This window comes from Paenibacillus sp. J31R30, assembly GCF_059692115.1.
The window spans coordinates 45491-70216 of sequence record NZ_JCAUAV010000018.1 but is presented as its reverse complement, the minus strand read 5'-3'; the positions used below and the strand labels follow the sequence as shown (position 1 = coordinate 70216).

23 protein-coding genes are annotated in these 24726 nt (G+C 45.2%); 14 read left to right on the top strand and 9 right to left on the bottom strand.

The annotated features are described in order from the left end of the window. Positions 1–1089, top strand: coding sequence for a response regulator transcription factor (locus AC58QO_RS31145; RefSeq protein WP_497272474.1), 1089 nt, complete (start codon positions 1–3; stop codon positions 1087–1089). Positions 1090–1259: 170 nt separating this feature from the next. On the opposite strand, the gene AC58QO_RS31140 is transcribed toward AC58QO_RS31145, so the two are convergent. Further along, complete coding sequence (locus tag AC58QO_RS31140; protein ID WP_497272472.1) at positions 1260–1832, bottom strand: TetR/AcrR family transcriptional regulator; 573 nt, start codon at positions 1830–1832, stop codon at positions 1260–1262. 252 nt (positions 1833–2084) lie between these two features. Here AC58QO_RS31140 and AC58QO_RS31135 point away from each other — a divergent pair, with 252 nt between their 5' ends. The 3 genes from AC58QO_RS31135 (at position 2085) to AC58QO_RS31125 (ending at position 4340) form a co-directional block, all read left to right on the top strand. Further along, positions 2085–3257 (top strand): MFS transporter, encoded by a 1173-nt coding sequence (locus AC58QO_RS31135; RefSeq protein WP_497272470.1) that lies wholly within the window; start codon positions 2085–2087, stop codon positions 3255–3257. Positions 3258–3290: 33 nt separating this feature from the next. Beyond that, complete coding sequence (sufU, locus tag AC58QO_RS31130; RefSeq protein WP_497272468.1) at positions 3291–3722, top strand: Fe-S cluster assembly sulfur transfer protein SufU; 432 nt, start codon at positions 3291–3293, stop codon at positions 3720–3722. A gap of 291 nt (positions 3723–4013) precedes the next feature. After that, positions 4014–4340 (top strand): YciI family protein, encoded by a 327-nt coding sequence (locus AC58QO_RS31125; protein ID WP_497272466.1) that lies wholly within the window; start codon positions 4014–4016, stop codon positions 4338–4340. A gap of 265 nt (positions 4341–4605) precedes the next feature. Here the strand turns inward: AC58QO_RS31125 and AC58QO_RS31120 are convergent, their stop codons facing one another. From AC58QO_RS31120 to AC58QO_RS31105, 4 genes are read right to left on the bottom strand one after another with little or no spacing between them, the layout of a single operon-like run. After that, entirely contained in the window at positions 4606–5373 is a 768-nt protein-coding gene (locus tag AC58QO_RS31120) for an ABC transporter permease (protein WP_497272464.1), read from the bottom strand. Further along, positions 5374–6135, bottom strand: coding sequence for an ABC transporter ATP-binding protein (locus tag AC58QO_RS31115; protein ID WP_497272462.1), 762 nt, complete (start codon positions 6133–6135; stop codon positions 5374–5376). Between the two features lie 13 nt (positions 6136–6148). Then, entirely contained in the window at positions 6149–7015 is an 867-nt protein-coding gene (locus tag AC58QO_RS31110) for a pentapeptide repeat-containing protein (RefSeq protein ID WP_497272461.1), read from the bottom strand. A 14-nt stretch (positions 7016–7029) separates the two neighbouring features. Next, a complete protein-coding gene (locus AC58QO_RS31105; protein ID WP_497272459.1) occupies positions 7030–7359 on the bottom strand; it encodes a PadR family transcriptional regulator in 330 nt (109 codons plus the stop codon). A 235-nt stretch (positions 7360–7594) separates the two neighbouring features. Here AC58QO_RS31105 and AC58QO_RS31100 point away from each other — a divergent pair, with 235 nt between their 5' ends. The 4 genes from AC58QO_RS31100 to AC58QO_RS31085 all read left to right on the top strand — a co-directional run bounded on the left by AC58QO_RS31100 (position 7595) and on the right by AC58QO_RS31085 (position 11674). Further along, entirely contained in the window at positions 7595–7918 is a 324-nt protein-coding gene (locus AC58QO_RS31100) for a metal-sensitive transcriptional regulator (protein ID WP_497272457.1), read from the top strand. A gap of 216 nt (positions 7919–8134) precedes the next feature. Next, the gene (locus AC58QO_RS31095) at positions 8135–8335 is read left to right on the top strand and encodes a copper ion binding protein (protein ID WP_497272455.1); all 201 of its coding nucleotides are present in this window, start codon (positions 8135–8137) and stop codon (positions 8333–8335) included. 15 nt (positions 8336–8350) lie between these two features. Continuing rightward, entirely contained in the window at positions 8351–10786 is a 2436-nt protein-coding gene (locus tag AC58QO_RS31090; protein ID WP_497272519.1) for a heavy metal translocating P-type ATPase, read from the top strand. Positions 10787–10813: 27 nt separating this feature from the next. Beyond that, on the top strand, positions 10814–11674 hold the full coding sequence (locus AC58QO_RS31085) for a DUF8832 domain-containing protein (RefSeq protein WP_497272453.1): 861 nt from the start codon (positions 10814–10816) through the stop codon (positions 11672–11674). A 70-nt stretch (positions 11675–11744) separates the two neighbouring features. Here AC58QO_RS31085 and AC58QO_RS31080 read toward each other — a convergent pair whose 3' ends face one another. Further along, positions 11745–12344: a TetR/AcrR family transcriptional regulator gene (locus AC58QO_RS31080; protein WP_497272451.1), complete on the bottom strand. Its 600-nt coding sequence runs from the start codon at positions 12342–12344 to the stop codon at positions 11745–11747. A gap of 228 nt (positions 12345–12572) precedes the next feature. Here AC58QO_RS31080 and AC58QO_RS31075 point away from each other — a divergent pair, with 228 nt between their 5' ends. Both AC58QO_RS31075 and AC58QO_RS31070 read left to right on the top strand, forming a co-directional pair. Beyond that, entirely contained in the window at positions 12573–14072 is a 1500-nt protein-coding gene (locus AC58QO_RS31075; protein WP_497272449.1) for a DHA2 family efflux MFS transporter permease subunit, read from the top strand. Between the two features lie 239 nt (positions 14073–14311). After that, positions 14312–15574: a voltage-gated chloride channel family protein gene (locus tag AC58QO_RS31070; RefSeq protein WP_497272517.1), complete on the top strand. Its 1263-nt coding sequence runs from the start codon at positions 14312–14314 to the stop codon at positions 15572–15574. A gap of 104 nt (positions 15575–15678) precedes the next feature. On the opposite strand, the gene AC58QO_RS31065 is transcribed toward AC58QO_RS31070, so the two are convergent. Next, entirely contained in the window at positions 15679–16530 is an 852-nt protein-coding gene (locus AC58QO_RS31065; protein ID WP_497272447.1) for an aldo/keto reductase, read from the bottom strand. A gap of 216 nt (positions 16531–16746) precedes the next feature. On the opposite strand from AC58QO_RS31065, the gene AC58QO_RS31060 reads away from it, so the two are divergent. Further along, positions 16747–17697 (top strand): AraC family transcriptional regulator, encoded by a 951-nt coding sequence (locus AC58QO_RS31060; RefSeq protein WP_497272445.1) that lies wholly within the window; start codon positions 16747–16749, stop codon positions 17695–17697. A 122-nt stretch (positions 17698–17819) separates the two neighbouring features. After that, positions 17820–18269 carry an RrF2 family transcriptional regulator gene (locus tag AC58QO_RS31055; RefSeq protein WP_497272443.1) on the top strand — a complete coding sequence of 150 codons (450 nt, stop codon included), beginning with the start codon at positions 17820–17822 and terminating at the stop codon, positions 18267–18269. Positions 18270–18396: 127 nt separating this feature from the next. Here the strand turns inward: AC58QO_RS31055 and AC58QO_RS31050 are convergent, their stop codons facing one another. Further along, entirely contained in the window at positions 18397–19110 is a 714-nt protein-coding gene (locus tag AC58QO_RS31050) for a response regulator transcription factor (protein WP_497272442.1), read from the bottom strand. Positions 19111–19377: 267 nt separating this feature from the next. Here AC58QO_RS31050 and AC58QO_RS31045 point away from each other — a divergent pair, with 267 nt between their 5' ends. Together AC58QO_RS31045 and AC58QO_RS31040 are read left to right on the top strand one after the other, a co-directional pair. Continuing rightward, positions 19378–20649: a GGDEF/EAL domain-containing response regulator gene (locus AC58QO_RS31045; protein WP_497272440.1), complete on the top strand. Its 1272-nt coding sequence runs from the start codon at positions 19378–19380 to the stop codon at positions 20647–20649. A 16-nt stretch (positions 20650–20665) separates the two neighbouring features. Further along, positions 20666–24043, top strand: a complete 3378-nt coding sequence (locus tag AC58QO_RS31040) for a response regulator (RefSeq protein WP_497272438.1) — start codon at positions 20666–20668, stop codon at positions 24041–24043. Between the two features lie 124 nt (positions 24044–24167). Here the strand turns inward: AC58QO_RS31040 and AC58QO_RS31035 are convergent, their stop codons facing one another. After that, entirely contained in the window at positions 24168–24503 is a 336-nt protein-coding gene (locus AC58QO_RS31035; protein WP_497272436.1) for a DUF5658 family protein, read from the bottom strand. Positions 24504–24726: the final 223 nt, after the last annotated feature.

The following is a 24726-nucleotide window of genomic DNA, read 5'->3' as shown; positions in this document are numbered from 1 at the left end:
ATGCTGCGTGTGCTGATTGTCGATGATGAGCCGCTAATTCGAGAAAGCCTCTCTAGTAAAGTGGAGCAATATAGTGAAGAGACGGTCGTCGCTGGAACAGCCGTTAATGGTGTAAGTGCGCTGAATTGGCTTGATGCTCATTATGCGGATATATGCTTAACCGATGTGAAGATGCCGATTATGGGTGGGCTGGAATTAATCGGAAATGTTAACGAACGTTATCCTTGGATGACCACGCTAGTTGTATCCAGCTACGATGAGTTTGATTTTGCCAAATCGAGCATGCGGTTAGGTGCTCTAGATTATATTATTAAGCCGGTCGATCAGCAGCAGTTGGATGGGGCACTAGCGAGGGCAGCCCAAGAAGTATCCTCCCGTAGGAGGGCAGAAGCGACCATTCAGCTCATGCGATCCCTTCCTCATCATCAGAGCATGGTACATCGTTGGCTTAATCAGATGCAGACCGTTCAGTTTGAAACGCTACCTTTGCTAGTGGTCGACACGCTCGATATGCTCGAGAGCTTGGCTGGTGAACGATTCTACTTGCTTAATCCTTTATCGATGGCATGGCTTGAATTGATCGTCGAGGAGCTTAAGAAGGAAAAAGTCCGGATTGAGCTGCATGAGGGAAAGGACCTTGGGCTGTGGGAAAAAACGATTCCGCAGGAGAAGGTGCGTAGTTATTTTCGCTTATGTGCGGTGCGGCGATTGGAGGAAGGGGCTTATCGCATATTTGCGGTATCGAAGGCGATGAAGGACCATCCGACACGTCGTGCTGTTGAGGAAGTGAAGGATTTCGTGGGCAAGCATTATGCGGAAAAGCTGAACCTGCAAGAAATTGCGGATCAAGTGGCCATTAGTCGAAATCACTTCGCTCAAATCTTCAAACAAGAAACCGGCACCACAGTATGGAGCTATTTGATTCAAATTCGTATGGGCAAGGCAAGGGAAATGCTGCTCGGAACCGATAAGAAAGTTTATGAGATCGCCTATGCCGTAGGCTATGACAATAGTGTTCACTTTTCTCAAGTCTTTAAGGAGCAATTCGGATTGACACCTGCCGAATTCAAGAAACGGATGGAACGTTAGTATGAAAAATCGCCGCTCTGCTTCCTAGTCGGAAGGGAACGGCGATTTCTATTAAGTTCCAAAGCTGGTCCGGCAAGGTCGATCTTGTTCGACTGATCGTTAAATTGAATCTTGGCGAAAAGGTCAGATATATACGAAAGATCGAGCCGTGCTTATAGATTCACCACTTCTTAGGCGCTAGTGAGCTGGGCTTGAATTAATATCATCGCCGCGTCATAAAAATTGTTGCTATCATATTCAGGTTTGAAGATATAGGTATCCACGATAGCACCACTGTACAGCATTTCCAACTGAGCTGCCAATGCTTCAGGATTTCTGGCCCCAGCTTTGCGTGCAATTTGTGCGATCACACATTCTTTTTCCATGCGGTACTTCAAAGCCGCCTGGTGTCCAGAATGCGTGGCATCGGGGAACTCAAGCAACGTATTCGTAAAGGGACATCCACGAAAATCTTGTTTCCTTATGCCCTCCGACAACCTTTCAACTAACTGATATAACTGTTTGACAGGCTCATCCGGGTTCTGCTTTATTATTTCTTCGAACCTACTTAGCATTCGATGATGACGAAGTTCCAGAAATGCAACTACAAGGTCATCCTTTGTTGCAAAGTTACGGTAAAAACTGGCTTTGGCAACCCCGGACATAGCAATAATCCGATCTATTCCTACAGCACGTATTCCTTCAGAGTAAAATAATTTGGAAGCTACTTGTAAAATCCGTTCTTTAGCGGATTCTTTTTGCATGTTAGCAACCTTCTCCCTCTTAGTAATATTCTAGAGTGTTGACACGAGACAGACCTGTCTGTATCATGTGTACATGAATAGATACAGACCTGTCTCTTTCATTCTATTGAAGAGTTCAGAGGCTGTCAATTTTTGAAACAAATATTGATGGGTGGGGGAACTACACAATAAGATCTTCAAGTTAGGAAAAAGGAGAAGAATCACTTATCTTATGATTCTTAATTTATATTACTTTTACAAAGGAGAACTGATATGAAAAGAATGCTTTGGGTTGTTCTTATGATGTCCTGCGGTGCGACTTATATTTCATCGTTGTTCCCTGTATACGGGAAGAATTATCATATGAGCAGTCTGGAAATCACTATTCTGTTTGCTGTTTATGCTGCTATCTTATTACCGACTCTGCTGATCGTGGGAGCCAAAGGGAGCTCCTGGGGTTTAAAAAGGGTGCTTCGAATAAGTATATTGATATCTATCGCGTCGACACTGCTCTTTATCGCGAGCCAAAACGTCTGGATGCTCTATGCTGCAAGGATATTGGAAGGCATCGCATATGGCGCCTTTACAGGTACAGCTACTGCTTTTTTATTAAAACAAACATCAACCAATAAAATGGGTACTGCACTCAAGTTCTCAGGCGTAGCTGTAAATGTTGGTTTCGGCATGGGCCCGGCCATTTCCGGTCTAGTCGTGCAATATGTGCATATTCAGCCACTTCGGATGCCATTTTGGTTATTACTCTTCATGCTATTGAGTTCCTTGGTATTGCTGGAAATGTTACCGAAGCTCGAAGGTGCACAGAAACCGGCAAGTGCTAAGATTTCGCTCGGAGTTCCCGACAATATTCGTTTCCATTTCTGGTCATTTATTGGACTTCCGGCGTTTACCTTTTTCATGTTAGGCGGAATTGTGTTATCTTTGATTCCATCTTTCGTCAAAAACGTCACTCACTCTTCCAATCTCTCTACAGCAGGATTGTTAATGTTCATGCTGTTAGGCGTGGCTGCCTTGATGCAGTTCTTTCCTTGGGTGCAAAATCCCGTTGCACGGATGCGCATAGGCATCGTATTTCTGGCGATTGGACCGTGGATCATTGTCTCTTCGGGGCAGACAGGGAATTTATTTTTGCTCTGTGCTGGCATGCTCATTCAAGGAATCGGTGCCGGATGGACGTTTCAATCTTCTCTAAGGTTTGCCGGTCAATTACCGAAACCAGAAGAACGTCCGCGAGTTATTTCTGCATTTTATTTATGCGCTTATGCTGGATTTATTATTCCTCCAGTCGGCGTCGGTGTTTTAACACAGTTCTTTAGTTTGAACTTCTCATTGGTTCTGTTAAATTCTTTTGCTGCTCTGGTCGTTATCTATATTTTGATTTATTCAGTCAAATTTAAAAAATATTATACAAAACTTACATCACAATAAGTGGACTATCTTACACAAAGGAGTGCTTCGGTTATGCAATTGGATGATTTATACCGCAGAGTGATTATGGATCACTATAAAAATCCACGCAATCGCGGACAACTCGATTCCGAAGAGGTGGTGACGATCAACCTCAATAACCCAACCTGCGGCGATAAAATTTCGCTGCAAATGCAAATTGAGGACAACGTTGTTAGGAACGTGAAATATTTTGGCGAAGGCTGCTCGATCAGCCTGTCCTCCGCTTCGATGATGACAGATGCCATCAAAGGCAGAACGCTTCAAGAAGCGCTCAAAACGGCTGAGAACTTTTCAAGCCTGATGAAAGGCGAGCACTCAGTGTTTGAATACGAGGATATAGAAGCATTGTCTGGCGTCACCAAATTCCCAGCCAGGATCAAATGCGCAACCCTTGCATGGAACGCACTGCGAAAAGGAGTAGAGCAGATGCAAAAAAACGGATAAAAGGATTTGATTGACTAAATAAAGTATTAGACCATATGGCGTTTCGGTATTTATTCAAGCAACCAGGCATGATCAAGCTAATACCCCATATTAATATGGGGTATTTTTGTCTAACTTCACACGTTGTGGTTGTTCAGCATAATTAAAGGGTGTTTTTTATTTTGTAGAGCTGTGAACTCTAAGAACTCTAAGAACTTGGAGGTAAACCTTGTTTGCATTTCAAGTGGATTTTAGGAATAATGAGATTGAAAGTCACTGTATCAATTTTAGGATAATGGGGGATCTTTAGTAATGTCGGATAACACCACAAACAATAATCAGGGAAAAACGCACTTCATGTTATGGTCAACACCTCCTAGAACCACTTTTCATCAGGATATGACCATAGAAGAACGGAACGTTATGTACCAACACATCCTCTATTGGACAGATAAGCAGAATCAGGGGATTGCACTTGTTTTCGGACCAGTTCTAAAACCGAACGATCCTCACGGACTAGCTATTATTGAGGTTGAGAATGCAGACCAAGTCCTGCAACTCATCGCTGAAGATCCTGCCGTTATCGCGGGATTGATGACGATGGAATTTTATCCAATAATGGCAACCTTACCTAAATAACCTTCATGGCTCAGACTGGTTGGATCAAAAAGAAATAGGTGAAATGATTAAATAAAGATTTCTTTAAATACTGTGATCTTCAAAATAGTCCCGGTGAGCTATTACAGTCTTCGGGACTATTTTTATTAATGAAGAAGGCTGTAAAAATGAGTCGTAAGGCAAATAAAAAGCACCCCCTGGGTGCTTTAAGCTGAGCTGTTAGATATAAGACCAGTATAAATGATTACAACAAATGTTGTTCAATTCAGTAAAAGCTGATCTTTTTTTACACCCGATTTTTATACACCCTCATTGCAAAGAAATAGGCTACCAGCAATATCCCGACACACCAAGCAAGAGCGACCCATATCTCATTGCCCACCGGCTGATCTGCCAGCAGCGCACGGATGGCATTCACGATCGAGGTCACCGGCTGGTTTTCGGCAAAGGCACGAACAACTGACGGCATTGACTCGGTCGGCACAAATGCCGAACTGATAAATGGCAGGAAGATAAGTGGATAGGAAAACGCGCTTGCACCTTCAATTGTTTTTGCGGTCAGTCCAGATATCGCCGCGACCCAGGTTAAGGCCAGTGTAAACAATGCGAGTATGCCTGCTACGGCAAGCCATGGCAGTATTCCCGCGGACGAACGAAAGCCCATAATCAATGCTACGAGAATGATGACGATCAACGATATGGCGTTGGACACCAGAGAGGTCAGCACATGCCCCCAAAGTAAGGCGGAACGTGAAATCGGCATGGTGTGAAACCGCTCGAAAATGCCCTTCTGCTTATCCATAAACAGGCGGTAAGCCGTATAGGCTATTCCACTTGCAATCGCCATAAGCAGTATACCTGGCAACAGGTAATTGACATAGTTATCCGTTCCGGCTTGAATAGCACCGCCTAACACATAGACGAACAGCAGCATCATCGCAATTGGCGTGATGCAGACCGTGATGATGGTGTCCATACTGCGGAAAATATGGCGCATGGAACGTCCAAGCATAACGCTAATATCGGTGAAGAAATGATTCTTTGCGTTCTCCATTTACTTCGCCTCCTTATTGCCGACGATTGAGAGGAAAATTTCTTCTAATGTCGGTTGTTTTTCGATATACTCCACCTTTGCGGATGGAAACAGCTTTTTGAGATCCGCGAGCGTGCCGCTCGCGATAATCTTACCCTCATGCAGAATGGCAATTCGGTCGGCAAGCTGTTCAGCCTCCTCCAAGTACTGCGTGGTTAGGAGTACCGTCGTGCCGCCTTTGGCAAGCTCCTTAACAATCTTCCAAACCTCGATGCGTGCCTCGGGATCAAGCCCAGTCGTCGGCTCGTCGAGGAAAATGATCTGCGGATTACCCACAAGGCTCAAGGCGATGTCAAGCCTGCGGCGCATACCACCCGAATACGTAGACGCTCTGCGATCGGCGGCTTCTGTCAGACCGAAGCGTTTAAGCAAGTCGTCCGCAACCTGACGTGGATCCTTGAGGTATCTCAGCTTCGCAATCATGATTAGATTTTCCCGACCAGTCAGAATTTCGTCCACGGCGGCAAATTGCCCGGTCAGACTGATCGACTGCCGCACATTATCGGGTTTTGAAGCAACATCGAATCCGTTTACAGACGCAGTTCCATTGTCTTGTTTGAGCAGTGTGGTGAGGATTTTGACAACCGTTGTCTTGCCCGCCCCGTTGGAGCCGAGCAAGGCGAAAATACTACCCTTTTCTACCTCGAAATCTACGCCTTTCAGCACTTGAAGCTGCTTGTAGGACTTTTGCAGGCCAACCACTTTAATTGAAGTGTTTTGCATGAAATTCCCCTCCTTATCGAATAGTAACCTTGGACAAGTCGGCCCCCATGCCTTTAAGCGAAGCATAAGTCAGCTTATCCATGACTGCACCGTCAAAGCAAATGGTTTTAAAGGCACGGTAATACTTATTGGTCAATGAAAAGAACGCCTGAAAAGAAACATTTTTGAGTATAGCGCCCTTGAATGAAACTTCACTTACTGCCGATTTATCAAATTTAACGCCGATAAAGGTTTGCCCGTCAAAACACACACCGCTTAGATCGGAATATTCGAAGTCCACGCCGTCAAAGATACAACCTTCAAAGCTTGTTTTTCTAAGGTCGATCTTGCTTAGCGTGACGTCGGTCAGTTTGGCACCAGTGAATTTGGCACCTTCCATCCCCGAAACAGTGAAGTTGGTGCGAACAAGGATCGACTCATTGAAGCTTACATTCGTAAGGTCACTTGCAGTTAGGATACAGTCCGTCAGATTTGCGCCGTCAAAATTGGCATCACGTAAATCACTGGTCTTAAATGAACTTCCAGTCAAGTCAGCACCCGCAAAGTCGGCACCGCGTAACGCACTAGCATTAAATTGACCTTTGTGGGCTTTAACGCCTGCAAAGTCACCCATTGCCAAGTTGCTTGCGCTAAAGTTTGTCACAACTTGCCGTTCCAGAGAGCGGGAGAGGTTGGCGACTTCCAATATCGTTTGTTCGATGTCGCCGATGCTCTCAATGGTCATCGCAAACGCGGTATCATCGTCTTTGCCCTCGGCTTTGAGTTCACGATATCGCTCTTGCAAATCGGAGTGCAGGTCCGTCTTTAATTCGGTGACGCTTTTTACCCCATCGTATGGCGTAAACACGCCGTTTAAATAATTGGTCAATTTCTTATTCATAATATCCCATCTCCTTATAATAAGTTTTCTAGTACGCGCTTAGAATACTCCCAGTTGTTTTTGTTGCGAACGTATGCATTCCTGCCTTTTTCCGTAATCCTAAAATACTTGCGTCGTCCACCTTGAGATTCATCACCCCAATACCACTCGATATCGCCGTCAGTTTCAAGCCGCCGGACACTGGAGTACATGGTGGCTTCCTTTAATTCATACTCGCCGCCTGAGCGCTCGGCGATCAGTTTAACAATCTCGTACCCGTAGCGGTCAGCTTCGGATAAGAGCCGTAAAATCATCGTATCGGTATGTCCGCGCAGCAGGTCGGATGTAATTTTGTTCTCGCTCATGTCATCACCTCCGTGTTTTTATAATACGACATACTACTGTGACTGTCAAGGTAGTATTTCAAATAAAATACTTTGTTCCGCATTCCGCTCAATGATCCCAATGCTGTCCCATGGATCTTTACTAGGTTGCCTGTTCCTGGTAATTGCATTCCATCCAAGCGGAGTGATGCTCCAGCGATCGATTGCATAGGGTGGGGGGCTATGATAAAATGCAATCATGAAGGAGTGATTATGGATGACGGAAGAGAGCAATACACACGATATGTGTGCAACTTCAAGTGAACGAAAGAGCCACCATTCCGACAAAGCTAAAAGTAATCTGATCACCCGTCTTAACCGAATCGAGGGACAAATAAGAGGGGTTAAGGGACTGATTGAAAAGGATACGTACTGTGACGATGTGTTGAATCAGATTTCATCCATCCAGTCTGCTCTCAATGGGGTGAGCAAGCAATTGCTTGAGCATCATATGAAAAGCTGTGTCATTGATCGCATTCAAGAAGGCGATGAAGAAGTGATTACAGAATTATTAACAACGATTAATAAACTCATGAAGTGACGGATCTGGAGGCGACAAGTACTCCGGATTCTTTCTCATTTTGAATAAGGATAAATGAACCTAATCTTAATGATCTCCTTGACTTAATATAGGGTAGGGGGGTATACTAATTAAAGGATCGAAGTTGTTGAACAAATGCAAGATGGCCATACTGGATTTATCGAGTTTATTTTTACAGAATCGAAACCATATCAAACCTATAAAGGAGAATGAACAATGCAAAATGTAACGTTAAAGGTAGCAGGAATGTCGTGTAACCACTGTGTGAATTCCGTTGAAGGAGCTTTGAAGACGATAGGTGCTGCTGGGAAAGTTGACTTAGCGAATGGAACGGTAACTGTGGAGTTTGATGAAAATAAGCTAACGCAAGATGCCATTAAAGAAGCTATTGAAGAACAAGGATACGACGTTAAATAAAAAGAGGTGTTGATGATGGAAACTGTTAATGCGGCAGAGACGAAACAAACCTCACTGCAGATTACAGGAATGACATGCGCCGCCTGTGCCAATCGAATTGAAAAAGGGTTAAACAAGCTTGAAGGGATCTCGGAAGCCAATGTCAACTTTGCGATGGAACGAGCAATGGTCACTTATGACCCTAGTCGAATTGATGTTGTCAGGATGGAACAAAGCATTCAGAAGCTTGGCTATGATACGGCTAGGGAAACCGTTGATTTGCAGCTAGAGGGCATGACATGTGCAGCCTGTGCGCAGCGGATTGAGAAGACCTTAAATAAGTTACCTGGTGTGAGGGCAGCCACGGTTAATTTTGCGATGGAAGCCGCGCATGTGGTGTACAATCCGGCAGAACTCACAGTATCTGATATGCAGAAGCGGGTGGAGAAGATCGGCTTCAAAGCAGTTCCTAAACAAGAGCAAGGCGACCCGTCGGAGCATCGGCAACAAGAGATTACAAAGCAAAAGCGTAAGCTTCTGTTATCTGCCATTCTGTCACTGCCGTTGTTATGGGCGATGGTCAGCCACTTTTCGTTTACGACATGGATATGGATACCGGAATTCTTCATGAATCCGTGGTTCCAATTCATTCTGGCAACGCCGGTGCAGTTTTACATCGGAAGACAGTTCTATGAAGGTGCTTATAAAGCGCTGCGAAATGGCTCTGCCAACATGGATGTACTGGTTTCACTCGGGACCTCAGTTGCTTATTTCTATAGTCTGTATTTGACGATCGATTGGTCTATCAGTGGCGCCAGCATGCATCACTGGCCGTCTTTGTATTATGAAACAAGTGCGGTACTCATTACGCTAGTTATTATGGGGAAATTATTGGAAGCACTGGCCAAGGGACGGACATCGGAAGCGATTAAACCTCTAATGGGGCTGCAGGCGAAGACAGCTCTGGTTATCCGTGAAGGCATAGAGCTCAACATTCCAATTGATGAGGTAATAGCAGGGGATATTGTGCTAGTCCGACCGGGAAATAAAGTACCCGTTGATGGGGAAGTGCTTGAAGGGTTATCTTCCGTGGATGAATCAATGCTAACGGGGGAGAGTCTTCCCGTAGAAAAGAAACCCGGAGATGCTGTTATAGGGGCAACCATCAACAAAAACGGCATGCTTCGCATTCAAGCGACGAAGGTCGGGAAGGAAACAGCGCTGGCACAAATTATTAAAGTTGTCGAAGACGCGCAAGGCTCGAAAGCACCGATCCAACGGGTGGCCGACGTCATTTCGGGGATTTTCGTCCCCATTGTTGTGGGGATTTCCCTTATCGCTTTCCTAGTCTGGTATTTCGTTGTGACACCTGGCGATTTTGCAGGGGCGTTGGAGAAAGCTATCGCTATCTTGGTCATTGCTTGTCCTTGCGCACTGGGCCTAGCGACACCGACTTCAATTATGGCGGGATCAGGGCGTGCAGCCGAACTGGGTATTTTGTTCAAAGGCGGCGAGCATCTGGAGCAGACCCATCGTATTGACGTGATTATTTTAGATAAAACAGGCACTGTCACGAAAGGGAAGCCCGAGCTTACCGATGTTTACGCTGAAGGAGATGAAGCGGAATTCCTACGACTTGTAGGCGCCGCGGAGAAAAATTCAGAGCATCCCCTTGCTGAAGCCATCGTTGCAGGCATTAGAGCGAAAAACATTGAATTGCCAGAGATAGAAGCGTTCGAAGCGATCCCGGGATATGGCATTAAAGCTGTCGTAGAGGGTAAGGAGTTATTAATCGGAACTCGGCGTCTTATGGAGAAATTCGGGGTGGATGCGCAGGGTGCTTACGACACGTTGTCGAAACTCGAGGAGTCTGGTAAAACAGCCATGCTTGTCGCCATTGATAAAGGGTACGGGGGTATAGTAGCTGTTGCGGATACCATCAAAGAAACTTCACAAGTCGCGGTTAGTCGACTGAAGAATATGGGGATTCAGGTCATTATGATTACGGGCGATAACGAACGGACGGCTAAGGCAATCGCTGCTCAAGTGGGGATCGATCATGTGCTTGCCGAAGTTTTGCCAGAAGGAAAAGCAGAAGAAGTGAAAAAGCTGCAAGCGCAAGGTAAGAAAGTAGCCATGGTTGGGGATGGTATTAACGATGCCCCTGCCCTGGCGACTGCGGATATCGGGATGGCGATCGGAACAGGCACGGATGTGGCGATGGAAGCCGCCGATGTAACGCTGATGCGCGGTGACCTTTTGAGTATTCCAGATGCCATCTACATGAGCCGCCAAACGATGAGCAACATCAAACAGAACTTGGTTTGGGCGCTTGGTTACAATACGTTAGGCATCCCCATTGCTGCGCTAGGCTTATTAGCTCCTTGGGTAGCAGGCCTGGCCATGGCATTGAGTTCGGTCTCTGTTGTTCTTAATGCACTTCGTCTTCAACGTATGAAAATTCGGAGCTAATCACTAAGAAATAGGAGAGAGTATCGCGTGTATGTCAAAAAAATAGGGATTCTTCTGGTCGTGTTGGCACTAGGACTCTTGAGTGCATGCTCGTCACAAAAGGATACGTCAAAGAGTGACCACGCTAGCCATAGGGCAGCCTCTGGCCCTGCCAATGTAGATGAACATAGTCGTCACGGTAATGAACAAACCAAGGCAGTCTCAGACCTGAAAGTATCGTTTACGTTTGGATCGACAAAACTGAAGGCGAATGATCATACGGAGCTGACAATCCAAATTACGGACAACGCTGGCAAACCAGTGCAGGATTTTCAAGTCAATCACGAGAAATTGCTGCATCTGATCATCGTCGATCATTCCTTATCATTTTTTCAACACATCCATCCGACTTACAAAGGAAACGGCAAATTTACAATCAACCCGACATTCCCATCAGGCGGGGACTATAAACTCATTGCTGATTTCATTCCTAATGGAGGAACCAGCACAACGCTTAGCCAATGGGTAAAGGTAGAAGGCAAAGAGATAGGGCATGCCGCGATTACTGCGGATAGCCAGATGAAGGAAGTCAGCGGCAAAGAAGTTGATCTTGCTTTAAGTAGTACAAAGGCTAAAGTTGAAGTAACACTTACCTTTACGATTCGGGATGCCAAGACGAAGAAGGAGATCACGAATCTACAACCTTACCTGGGTGCTGTAGGGCATGTTGTGATCCTTTCCGCTGATGCGGAGCAGTATATTCATGTGCACCCGCTCGATGAGAAGGCGACAGGCCCCGTTGCAAGGTTCGCAACTTCTTTTCCGGAAGCGGGTACCTATAAGTTGTGGGCGCAGTTCCAGCATGGCGGTGAAGTGATTACCGTTCCTTTCGTTGTTGATATAAAATAAACCTGTAAACTATGAAGGCCTTGATTCCTCCTATTGGAGAGATCGAGGGCTTTTTCGTCTATATATGTACTTATGGCTTAGGGGGTACCATCGATTCTGGTTGAGGAAGATGAAGTAATTCTGAGAGCTGTGCAGCCAAGAAAACCGGCGTGTAAGGTAAATCATTGCGCAGCCAGAAGACAATCGTTCCAATGATGGCCGAGGAGCCATACCAAATCGCGATGTCCTTCTTCACCTTAATATTCAAAGCGGAGGAAGCCTCTAGCTTGTCCATTCGATTGGTGATGAAATCAGCGATCAGCTTCATGAGCCGTTCCGTAAATACAGGAATACGTTTGGAAGCAAGCAGCACCTTGTAGAAATTTGAGTTGTTCGCGATATGCTCAAGCATGTTCAGGATGATCTGCATATTAAAATCAGGCGGGTCCGGAGCTTCCTTCAGGATGGCATGGATTTCGTTAATCATGTCTTCAGCCAACTTATCAACCATGTCGGGAATATCTTGATAATGCAGATAGAAGGTAACGCGATTAATCGTCGCGCGCTCCGCAATGCGATTCACTGTTATCTTCTCAAGTTCAAGCTCCTGAAGTAATTCGATAAAGGCATCTCGAATCAATTGGCGCGTCCGAAGTACACGCGGGTCTATGCGTTGCGGTTTAGTTGACATGAGCGATCCTTCCTTCTCTTCAAAATGCTATACGACAATTTCTGCAATCTTTGTAGATAATGTGATAGATAGACGACAAATATTATGAAAGTGTAAACTAATAAACATTTATAAAAAAGCTGTTGCTTGTGAAGATTACGCGAGATGACTATAATACTATTTACATCAAGTTTATTATACAACACTTTGTAAATTAGTTTGAAGTCGAATTTGAAAGGAATATGTGAAATGAGTAAAATTGCCGCATTTGATCCTAGTTCTATTAAGAAGGGGCCCCTTCTATTTGTTATGATTCTGGGGGCGTTCATAGCCGTTTTGAATCAGACGATTATGAGTGTTGCCTTGCCGCCGCTTATGGTCGAATTTAATATCGCCGCTTCAACTGGCCAATGGCTGACCACTGGTTACATGTTGGTTAACGGCGTTTTAATTCCGATAACGGCATTCCTGATGCAACGCTTTACGACGCGTGAGCTTTTCCAAGCTTCGATGATTATTTTCCTCATCGGTACCATTGTGTCGGCCGTGGCACCTGGCTTTGAGCTATTGCTCACTGGTCGCCTAATTCAAGCTGCAGGGGCAGGTATTATCATGCCGCTTCTTATGAATGTTATTTTGACGATCTTCCCTCCAGATAAGCGCGGTGCAGCGATGGGAATGGTAGGGTTGTCTATCATTTTTGCCCCTGCTGTCGGTCCTGCTATCGCTGGTTATATCTTAGAGCATTATTCGTGGCGTGTGCTTTTCTATGGTATCATCCCATTTGTTGTTATCGTAATTGGTGTCGCATTTATTTATTTGAAAAATGTCTCTGAACGTCAGTATCCCAAAATTGATACATGGGGTGCCATTCTTTCAACGATCGGGTTCGGTTTCCTTCTTTACGGCTTCAGCAGTGCTGGTGGCAAGGGCTGGTCAAGTGCAGAAGTAATCGTCTCGATTATCGTCGGTGTAGTTGCACTAATCCTATTCACATGGCGTCAACTCGTTATCAAAGATCCACTATTAGATCTTAGAGCATTCAAGCACAACATGTTTACCTTAACGACGTTAATTAACATTGCAGTTACGATGGTGATGTATGCGGATATGATTCTGCTTCCGTTGTATTTGCAAAATGCTCGCGGCTATACCGCGTTAGAGTCAGGTATCCTTATGCTTCCTGGTGCGCTGCTCATGGGTATCATGATGCCAGTGGCCGGTAAGCTGTTCGATAAGTTTGGAGCGAAATGGTTGTCCATTATCGGTATGGCCATTACGATCGTAACCACACTTGGATTCATCAATTTGACGGATTCCACAAGCTATACGTATTTAGTTCTTATGTCCACAGGACGTCGTTTCGGGATGGCGCTATTCTTAATGCCAATCACTACGGCGGGTCTCAATCAATTGCCATCAAGACTAAATGCGCATGGTACAGCAATTTCCAATACCATCAAGCAAGTAGCAGGCGGTGTAGGTACGGCACTATTGATTACGGTTATGACCACTAGAACCAAATCTCATGTCATTGAGTTAATGACAGCAGGTAAAACAGCAACGGCTACGAAGGAAATGATTAAAGAGGCGACTATTCAGGGCATTAATGATTCCTACCTTGTTATCATTGGAATCGCAGCAATTGGCTTACTGCTTTCCTTCTTTATTAAACGTGTAGGTCAAGCAGAGGAAGAAGAAACAGAAGTTGTTGCGAATGCGAATCATAAAACAGTTAGTGCAACTTAAGCATAGTATTGTGAGTACAGTATGCTCCTGAGAGGGAGTGTGCTGTACTTTTCTTTTTTACATAGAGGGATGCATGCGATTTGTGTATAATGAGACAAGCTGACGTGACGGCGATTTCCAAAATCATGTAAATATCTAACGAAAATAATGCGTAGAACCAGTACAGCACTAGGCCTTTCAATGAGGGGTGAAAGTCGTTGAAATATCGTCTTAAGGCATTCGAGCATGCCGCCAAATTCATGCATGTTGCACTTATCGGTTCGTTAGTAAAATGGATGTTCTATGGGAGCCTCGTGGGCATGATAACGGGGTCAGCTTCTGCACTGTTTCTAGCTGGCTTAGATCTTGTAACCGAGAAGCGATTGAACCATTCATGGTTGTTGTTTCTTTTACCCTTAGGCGGAGCGATGATGGCTTATGTCTATCTGAAAACCGGCAAAAATGCGGGCAGGGGGAATAACCTGATCCTCGAACAGCTTCATGAGGGCAAGGAGACGGTTCCCTTTCGCATGGCGCCTTTGGTGCTCATCGGGACACTGGTCACTCACCTACTTGGGGGATCTGCAGGCCGCGAAGGGACGGCTGTTCAAATGGGGGGAAGCTTTGCCGAGTGGATCGGAAAGATATTCAAAGTCGACGAAAATGATCGGAAAATCCTGCTCATGTGCGGCATCAGCAGCGGGTTCGGCTCCGTGTTTGGAACACCGCTTGCGGGAACCATCTTTGGCTTGGAAGTGGCTGCGATTGGGATGATGCGGTATCAGGCGCTGATCCCTTGCTTTATCGCCAGCTTCATAGCGAATCTGGTTACCACGGCTTGGGGGATTCACCATATGCAATATGCCATGGGAGCCGTGCCACAGTTATCCACAGGGGTTGTTCTCAAGGTGGTGTTTGCTTCTATCCTATTTGGTCTAGCCAGTATCTTATTTAGTGAGCTTACCCATGGGATGAAAAAGCTGTACACGCGGCTATTCGCCAACCCTGTATGGAGAGCCTTCGTCGGCGGTCTCGTTATCATTGCGCTGGTCGCGGTGTTCAGAACGAGGGATTACCTCGGACTCGGTATACCGCTATTACAGCAATCGTTCGAAGCGCAAGTAGGCCATTTGGCGTTCTTGTGGAAGACCATCTTTACCGCGTTAACGCTCGGAGCGGGCTATCTCGGCGGGGAAGTGACTCCCTTGTTCGTCGTTGGCGCCACGATGGGCAATTCGCTTGCCGATCTGTTGGGGCTATCCGCGCCATTCTTGGCTGCGCTTGGACTTATCGCGGTATTCAGTGGCGCAACGAACACGCCACTCGCTTGCTTCATCATGGGCGTCGAGCTGTTTGGCTCCGAGGGGATCATCTACATGTTCATGGCATGTATTGTGAGTTATCTGTTCTCCGGTCACTCAGGCATCTATACGTCGCAACGAATTGGGTTGTCGAAGTCGAAGGGACATGCCCTTCCTGAGAGCGCGACACTAGGTTCCATAAGAGTGAAGGATAAGAAGTAAAGTTGGTCTTCTCATTCGCACACAACACTGAGCATGGTAAAAAAATAACCCGGCAGGCCACGAGGCTTGAACCGGGTTATTTGTATAGAAGTTTGCAATCATGATTAGCGATCAAGTTTACGGGTACCGATCCTTTTCACTACTTCAGGATCGCGATGCGAAAAGAACAAGCTCTGTTTCGTATCTAACGTAGACATCGACTCCAAGTCCGCTTGGCTTAATTCAAAATCAAAGATGCTGAAGTTTTCGATCATTCTTTCTTTACGAACAGACTTTGGAATCACAACGACTTCTCTTTGTATCAACCAACGTAAAACCACCTGAGCAACGGATTTATTATACTTCTCAGCTAGGGATACCAATACCTCATTCTGGAATAAGTTATTTTTTCCTTCAGCAAAAGGCGCCCAGGATTCGATCTGAACATTATTTTCTTTCATGAATTTTGCATGTTCGACTTGTTGGTTGAATGGGTGCGTTTCAACCTGGTTTACAGCAGGGACGATTTCATTATGAATGATCAAGTCGATCAGACGATCCTCATGGAAGTTACTAACGCCAATTGCACGGACCTTTCCTTCACGATACAACGCCTCCATAGCGCGCCAAGAACCATGCACATCGCCGAAAGGCTGATGAATTAAATATAAATCCAAATAATCCAATTGTAATTTTGCAAGTGATGTTTCAAATGCTTTTTTTGTACGCTCATATCCAGCATCCTGAACCCAAAGTTTCGTAGTGATGAATAATTTCTCTCTTGCGATGCCACTCCGTTTGATCGCTCTGCCAACTGCTTCTTCATTCAGGTAAGAGGCAGCAGTATCAATCAGCCGGTAGCCTGCCATAATAGCGTCATAGACGCATTGTTCACATTCATTGGGATCTGCAATCTGAAAAACACCATAACCGAGGATAGGCATCTCAACACCATTGTTCAAAATTACTTTTTGCATCGTATTTCCTCCATTATTAGAAAATGATCTATAAGCCGATTCAGTCTTTTTTGCCATGTATGATTCCTGCTCTTCACATTCTTATTATGCACCAGACGACAAAGAGAACGTTATCCCATTCATGCCAAATGTTTGCCTAATCCTCTCACTGCCACTTATGTAAAAGACAAATAGGGACTATAATCGAATTATTAAAATAGGAACAAGGAGAATTCAATGTCTGAAATAATGACCAAACTGCAGAATGAGCTTGCCCAAATCATTGAGCGCTATTCGGAAAAGGATGGTGTTCACCCGACGGCTATTCCGTCCTTGTTTTTCATGCGTGTCTCGGATGCTGCTGATCAACGAAACGGAGTTTACAAGCCTTCCTTCTGTATGGTAGTTCAAGGGGTGAAGGAGGTATGGCTAGGGCAGGAGCGCTTTACATACAGTCCTGCTGATTACCTTGTTACATCGGTTCACTTACCAGTAACCGCCCAAGTAACGGAAGCCACGCCGGATGTTCCATATTTGGGTTTCAAGCTTGAATTTTCACCGAGTCAAATCTTAGAGGTTCTGCATGATTCTGATTTTCGAGTGGATTCGAAAGGGAATCCTAAGCGAGCTATGTTTGTCAGCCAGATGGAATCCTCTTTGTTAGATGCGGTTATGAGGCTTGTCCGTTTGCTTGATAATCCTAAAGATATTCCAGTGCTTGCTCCACTATTTACGAAGGAAATTCTTTATCGCGTGCTGCAGGGAGAGAATGGAACTGTGTTGGAGCAAATTGTAATGGAAGGAAGCCCAACCCATCAAATTCAAGGTGTTATTGAACAATTAATGAATAACTATGATCGTTCGCTGCGGATGGAAGAATTAGCCGAAATAGCGAATATGAGTGTTTCTTCGTTTCATAGACACTTTAAAGAAATCACGGCTATGAGCCCTCTTCAATTCCAAAAACAGATTAGGTTGCAAGCAGCTCGGCGCCTACTATTAACGGAGTCTGCTGATGCTACAGAGGTTGCCTACAGGGTAGGCTATGAAAGTGCATCTCAGTTTAGCCGTGAATATTCTCGCATGTTTGGTTTTCCTCCTAAGGCTGACATAAAGCGCCTGAAGGATACATATGACACGGCACAGGTAATGACTGAACAAGAATTTGCCGAATCCAATGTCCCTTAAGAGTTCATGCGAGTAACATCTAGAAAAGGCTGTATCAAGCTTTATTGCGCTTCTTCGTGATGCTATAATGAGTTTACTAAACTGGGCATTGACGATGCTGCGGATCAATAGGAGTGTGTCGAGTGAGTACTGCCAATCGCGGAGTGAACATAGGTCCGCCACGTTTCAAAATAGCTGTTCACGCCATTGTCTGGTTAGCTAACAGTGGTTGCCTTCTATCCAGTGCGACGATCGCGAGCCAAGTGGATTCACATGCAACCTTTATGCGCAGAGTGATGCAGTCACTCGCAGATGCAGGGATCGCCCAATCCAAAGGCGGGCGTGAAGGCGGCTATATGCTGCGGAAGCGGGCCGAAGAAATTACACTGGGAGACGTATACTCCGCTGTAAGTCTTGGATGTGTTGAGGCCGAAGGCGACTCTGAGTGCGGTGAAGCTGGTGAACTGCTGGATGCAGAGCTGGAGAAAATACTAACGGAAGCCGAACAGCGCACAATTGATTACCTAGGTCAGTTCACGATTACCCAGGTCATGAATCGTGTTGAGTTCTTTAAGAAACCGTGTAGTGAGTGAGTAATTATATTCGCAACCCAATAAAGAAGCGCATGCGACCGAAAAGGGCATGCGCTTCTTTATTGGGTTGGTATGTAAAAAATAAGACCCCATCCAATAACGGATCGAGTCGATGCTTAGTTGAATTTTAGATAACAAATTTATAGCCTACGCCCCATACGGTTTTTATATATTTTGGTTCTTTAGGATTGATCTCAATTTTCCTGCGCAAATTCGTAATATGTACGTCAATCGCACGCTCATTTATGTAGGAATCGAATCCGCGTAAAGCATTAATCAGGTCTTCGCGACGGTAAACCCGCTCAGGATGTTCAACTAACAATCGAATGAGCTCGAACTCAGAGAAAGTCATTTCGATAGATTCGCCTCGTACGTGCAAGGTGCGTTTCTCTAAATTAATTTGGAGCTCCATAGCGGGAACGGTAATCCGTTGGCGAATCGGGGTAGGTGGTGCAGGCTGCTGCTCGGCGGGTAGTTCCTTCTTGAAGCGACGTAGTAAGACTTGAATGCGGGCCTTCATTTCATGCATACTGAATGGCTTGCATAAATAATCATCGGCTCCAACAGTAAAGGCTTCGATTTTCTCACTGACTTTGGAATTTGAAGAGATGATAATAATCGGAACGGGTGTTAGTCCTCGCAAGGAATTACATAGCTCTGTACCTTCAAAGTCTGGAAGAATAAGATCAAGTAGAATCAGGTCTGGCTGGAAATCGTGCAGAGCCGTTAGACCCTCTTGTCCGTTATGGCACCTGAGAACTAAGAAGTCTTCCTCTTTCAGATACATGCAGATCATCTCACCGATTATATCATCGTCCTCAATTAATAGAACTCTGTCCATTAGAAGTCCCCCCTAACGCATAGTTTTCTAATTTGAAATTCGTAAAAAGTGAAGAGGTGAGTGATGTTGCTAATATTTAGCTAATAATTCTATTATACGCTGTCGAATTTTAAGAGTAAACCGTTTTCAAATAAGAAAACATAAAAATTATTAGTAAATTATTAGCGAAAAATAGGTGTAAAATTCATAGGATTTAAGGAAGTAACCTAATAAGTGGAAAGTACAATGGGGTTATAAGTAAGAATGGCTTGAAGAGGTGGGGAGAAGATGGGTCTGACAGGCAGGTACGGAGTACTATTGGTGAGTATATCCGAGCATACTCAGGAGGTCATTACGACCATATTGGAGCAGGATAAACAGCTCATACTGACAGGAATTGTAGCGCATGGCAGTGCCGCATTGGCGTGTATGTTACGTGATAAGCCAGAATTGGTCCTAATTGATATGGACTTGCCCGATTTGCTAGGGCTTACGGCACTCCAACTTATTATGGACCATAGTCCTATTCCAGTGATTATGCTGAGCAAACATACATCAGAAGGGTCGGTTCAAACCATCCAAGCGATGCGATTTGGCGCGGTTGATTATTTTCATAAAGAGATGTTAGTTTCAGGTTTAGAGGGTGAGGGGGTTATCACCTACTTCCTAGAACGGTGCAAAGTAGCCATTCAAAATGGTGTCAAAGGTGTATATCCCGCAGCAGAACATTCAGAAGGACATATGGACAACTCGCAGGCTGGATTGCCATTTATCAATGGAGCTATCCTGCAGAGACGGATGGATATTGAGTTTTATTTGCGCAGAGCGATAACGGGACAAGAGTTTAAGCTCGTGTATCAGCCTGTTGTAGATATCGAAACGAACTGCATTGTAGGGATGGAGTGTCTGCTTCGTTGGGATAATCCCTACTTAGGGAATGTACCCCCAGCGGAATTTATTGCGATCGCAGAAGAAAGCGGGCTCATTCACGAGGTCGGGGAGTGGGTACTGAAAGAAGCTTGTAAACAGAATCAGAAATGGCAGTCAGTGGGGCTTCCACCCATGTTCGTAGCCGTTAATATATCTAGAAAACAGTTCAATGATTGCCATCTTAGTAAGACCATCGCTGGGATTCTTAAGGAAACTGGCCTAGATCCTCAGTATTTGGAGATCGAGATAACGGAGAGCTTAAGTGTGGACGCCAGATTAGCGGCAGATGCGCTTGGAAAGCTAAAGCAACTAGGTCTCCGCATTGCTATGGACGATTTCGGAACAGGATACAGCTCACTCGGATACCTGCGTGATTTACCTGTCGATAAAATGAAAATTGATAAATCTTTCATTAAAGGTTTGCAACATGGACAAGTGAACGCGGTCATTGTTAATACGATCCTGACAATGGCGAAAGATTTGAACCTTACCGTTGTTGCGGAAGGTGTCGAAACAGAGGAAGAACTGCAGGTATTACGCGAGTATGGCTGCCGCTACGTTCAAGGGTATTACTATAGCAAACCAGTTGAAGTTGGATATATTGAAGAAATGTTGTTTCAACTAGCCTAGATAAAGTGGTAGAATAATGAAGTATATGTTTTCGGCACCAAATACTGCGATCATATACACATCTAAGCGAGGCTGCTCATTGTTGGAATGCCTCGATAGAGATCTTCTCACTAGAGTCAGAAACGGGTTGGTGATTCCTCTGTTACGTGATTTGATTATCAATTTTGCGTTAATAACCGTCTTTGTCGTATTCGTAGAACACTTCTTTCTTCTCATGAATCTTGATCAGCGGCCAACCTGGTTAAATAAACTCTATATTGGGTTGGCACATGGGGCGCTTGTAGTCGTTCTGATGAATTTCAGCATTCAAATGGCTCCACAAGTAAGTCTGAATTTCCGCGGTGTTGGTTTGTTGCTAGCTGCCTATATGGGAGGCATCATTTCTTTATTCATTACCTTTGTCTGTTTATGGATAGGGAGATACATTGTGGAAGGTACGATTTCATTGCCATTGCTATTGATAGGCTTCGCAGCGGTTACAGGAACAGGTATCATATTTTCCAAAATAAACTCTTATTGGATAAAGTGGTTCGCTGGATCAACGTTCTTTTTTGTTTTTTATTATGCCATGATCTGGATGGTATACGGGACATCACTTGATGTCATCTGGAAATATATCAGCTATCAGTTGATGTGCGTTTTCGTCATTGCTTGCTTTATGCGGTATTTGGTTCGAAATCGGGAGTATAAGCAGCAGATTCGGCAAGTAGAGGAAGAACTGATTGATATGCTGCGTTCTCAGCCCGGATTCACATTTAAACTGCATAAACACCGCGATGAATACGTTTACATCGTAATTGAAGGACAGCTGTTGCAGATGTTGGGTTTACACCCTAGTCAATTTATTGGCAAAAGGATTAGCGATGTGAATGTGCTCAATGCATCCTTTCTAGCTCGAATCCGGCAATACTACGATAAGGCTTGGCAGGGTGAACGCGTTAATTACGAGTATGAATACAATGGCTTTACGATTCTGGTAAGTCTTGTGCCAATATACAAATTCGGGTATGTGACGGAGTTAATTGGGTCTGCCTGTGATGTTACGGAGCACCGCGCCGCATTAATTAAAGCGAAGGCTAGGGATGAGCAGTATCGGACTTTGGTCGAAAATTCAGAGGATTTCATATTCAGATTTCGTTTGGATGGCACAATTGCTTCGTCTAATAGTAAGATGAATCTTACATACAACTTGAATACCGACCAAGTAAAAGGGAAGCTGTTAACGGATTTGGTTCAGATGGACGAGCCTGAGACATGGAATATGTGGTTCGAATTAACGATTTTGGAGCGGAAAACGCAGCAATTCGGTATTCAACTCCTGCATCCAGACGGATCGGCGTATGCGTATAATGTCACGTTGTCTCCCCTATTCACCGATGGGGAAATAGAGATCGATGGCGTAACGGGAACGGTTCACGATATTACGGATCTGAAGAAGCGGGAAGAAGCCGATCAATCCAATAGAGCCAAGAGTCAATTCTTAGCTAGGATGAGTCATGAAATACGCACGCCGCTGAACGGGATCATCGGTCTGTCACTGCTTTTACAACGAACAGAGCTATCGACAATCCAACAGGATTATTTGAGCAAAATAGATTCCTCCTCTAATGTTCTGCTCGCTACGATTAACGATATTCTTGATTTCTCGAAGCTAGAAGCGGGCAAAATGACACTAGAAACAGTAGATTTCTCCTTAGCGTCATCTCTCCAGAAGGTAGCTGATCTTGCGAGTGTTTCGCTTGGAAAGAAGCGAATCGAGATCATGCTGGATACGTCCGAAGACCTGCCTGATCTAGTTACTGGAGATCCTTTTCGTTTGGAGCAGGTGCTTATTAATTTAACGAATAATGCCATTAAGTTTACCAAGCGGGGCTATTTGAGATTAAAAGTCGCGCTGGAGGGAACCTCAGATGAAGGTTACTTGCTCTCGTTTGTCATGGAGGATACCGGCATAGGTATCTCCAAGGAGCAGCTCTCGAAGCTGTTCGTTCCATTCTCTCAAGCAGATACGTCGATGAGTCGGCGATATGGCGGGACGGGGTTAGGGCTTGTTATTTGCCAGCATTTGGTGCAATCTATGGGCGGTGTCTTACAGGTGGAGTCCACCCTTGGCCAAGGCAGCCGATTCTACTTCAGCTTGATGCTAGGAAAAGCGCATCCTGAAGTGGAAGCACAGCCTTCCGAAATGCATGAGAATTCTATTTCAATTAAGGATCAGCGAATTCGGATTGCCGAGGACCACCTTCTAGTTGCAGAGCATATCGCTGAATTACTGAGAGATATGCACTTGCAGACAGATATCGTAACGACAGCGGCAGATTTGGTAGCCGCAGTAGAGCAGGATGCTCGGAATGCCGCTCCAGTCGATTACGTGCTTCTTGATATGCAAATGGAGGAGCTTCAACATCAAGAGGGGCTAGAGCAAGTGATGGCTCCAATTGACCGCTCACGTACGAAGATAATCGCCTATACGACGCTCGATGGCAGGGAACAGATGTCGGAGCTGCCGGAAGCGCTGCGGGCAGATAGCGTGGTAGTGAAGCCAGTGAGTAGAGCTAATCTGAGGACGGCCGTCGAAGGGTTAGCTAAGCGAGAGGCACGGAACGTGGTAACGGAACCGAGTCTGACAACAGCCCCGGCTGGGATGCAGGTAACTGAGTCCAAAGGGAACATTCTCGTGGTCGAGGATAATGAGATTAATCAACTCGTTATCTCGGAGCTGCTAAAGCAACTAGGTTATCACGCGGTGATGGCGCAGAATGGCCTTGAAGCGTTAGAACTGGCTGAGACGCAGTCGTGGAAGCTTATTCTCATGGATATTCATATGCCGGAGATGGATGGCTATGAGGCCACACAGAAGCTGAGACAGCGTAAGAGCTTGAACCTCGTGCCAATCGTAGCGCTCACCGCGAATATGCTTATGCAGGATCGCATGCAGCTTCTGAAGCTGGGAATGAATGATCTGCTCATTAAGCCGATTACGGAACGGCAGCTGACAGACATGCTGGGGAAATGGGAGCATTCCAGCTGGTTAAACCAATATCAAGGTGTTGGCGTGGAGCAATTGATGCGGAATATCGATCATAAGCTGCATATTTTCCAATATATGATGGAGAAATTCAAGCAAGATTATAGTAACTTCAGTGTCCAGATCACACCGTTTATCATAGGCGGGGAGCTGGTCGCAGTGAAAAGGAAGATCCATACGCTGAAAGGGATTGCCGCGAATTTCTACGCGGAAGCGTTAGTGGCGGAGGTGCTCGCCATGGAGAAAGAGCTGGAAAATGGGCTCGACTCGATGCAGATCTTCCCCATTTTGAAACGTATACAGAATGAAGTCGACGGGATTGTTGGCATGCGCAGTGAGTCCGTGGTGGTAAGTGAGGTTCGTTGAGATCGCGATAGTTGCTGCAAGCTAAGTAGACGAAGAGGCCTGATGTTGACGTTGAACCGAGTGAGTCGGTTGGCGAACATCAGGCGTCTATGTTTAAGATACGATGAGTAGCAAATTCTTTCTACTAAGTGTTACTAGCGAGATACGTTAGTCCATAAGATAGCCAGACGAAATGATACACGTTGACGGCGGCATACACAATAACGGTAAGAGTTAAAAAGGGCTGCGCCCAGAATTTCTGGCGGATATAAGGAAACATGAACATCAGAGCAATAGGGAATATGAGCTTCACGAGATAGTAAGCGATGACATGCCATTCGTAGAGACTGCGGATGAACGGGTTTGCTTCTTGAATGAAGTCTAGCTGCAGGCCGATATCGGTAAATAATGCGTCGGAGAAGCAGAGAATGAGCAGCAATACCAGCATTTTTCTCTGAAAAAAGGATCGTAGAACAAGCATACAATTCCTCGCTTTCCGTGGCTGAATTCGGATGCGTGCGTTCGTAGGTAAGGGATATGTGACAGGGACAAAGTGTAGGGAAGTAACTATTTAATGATACATAATGTATCATATTTGAATGAGTTTGTCCAGATTTGAGCGTCAGATGGTCTGAGATCAGTTAACGTTCAGTTCACTTACCGAGAATGAAGAAATCCCCTGCGATCTTATGCAGATCGAGGGG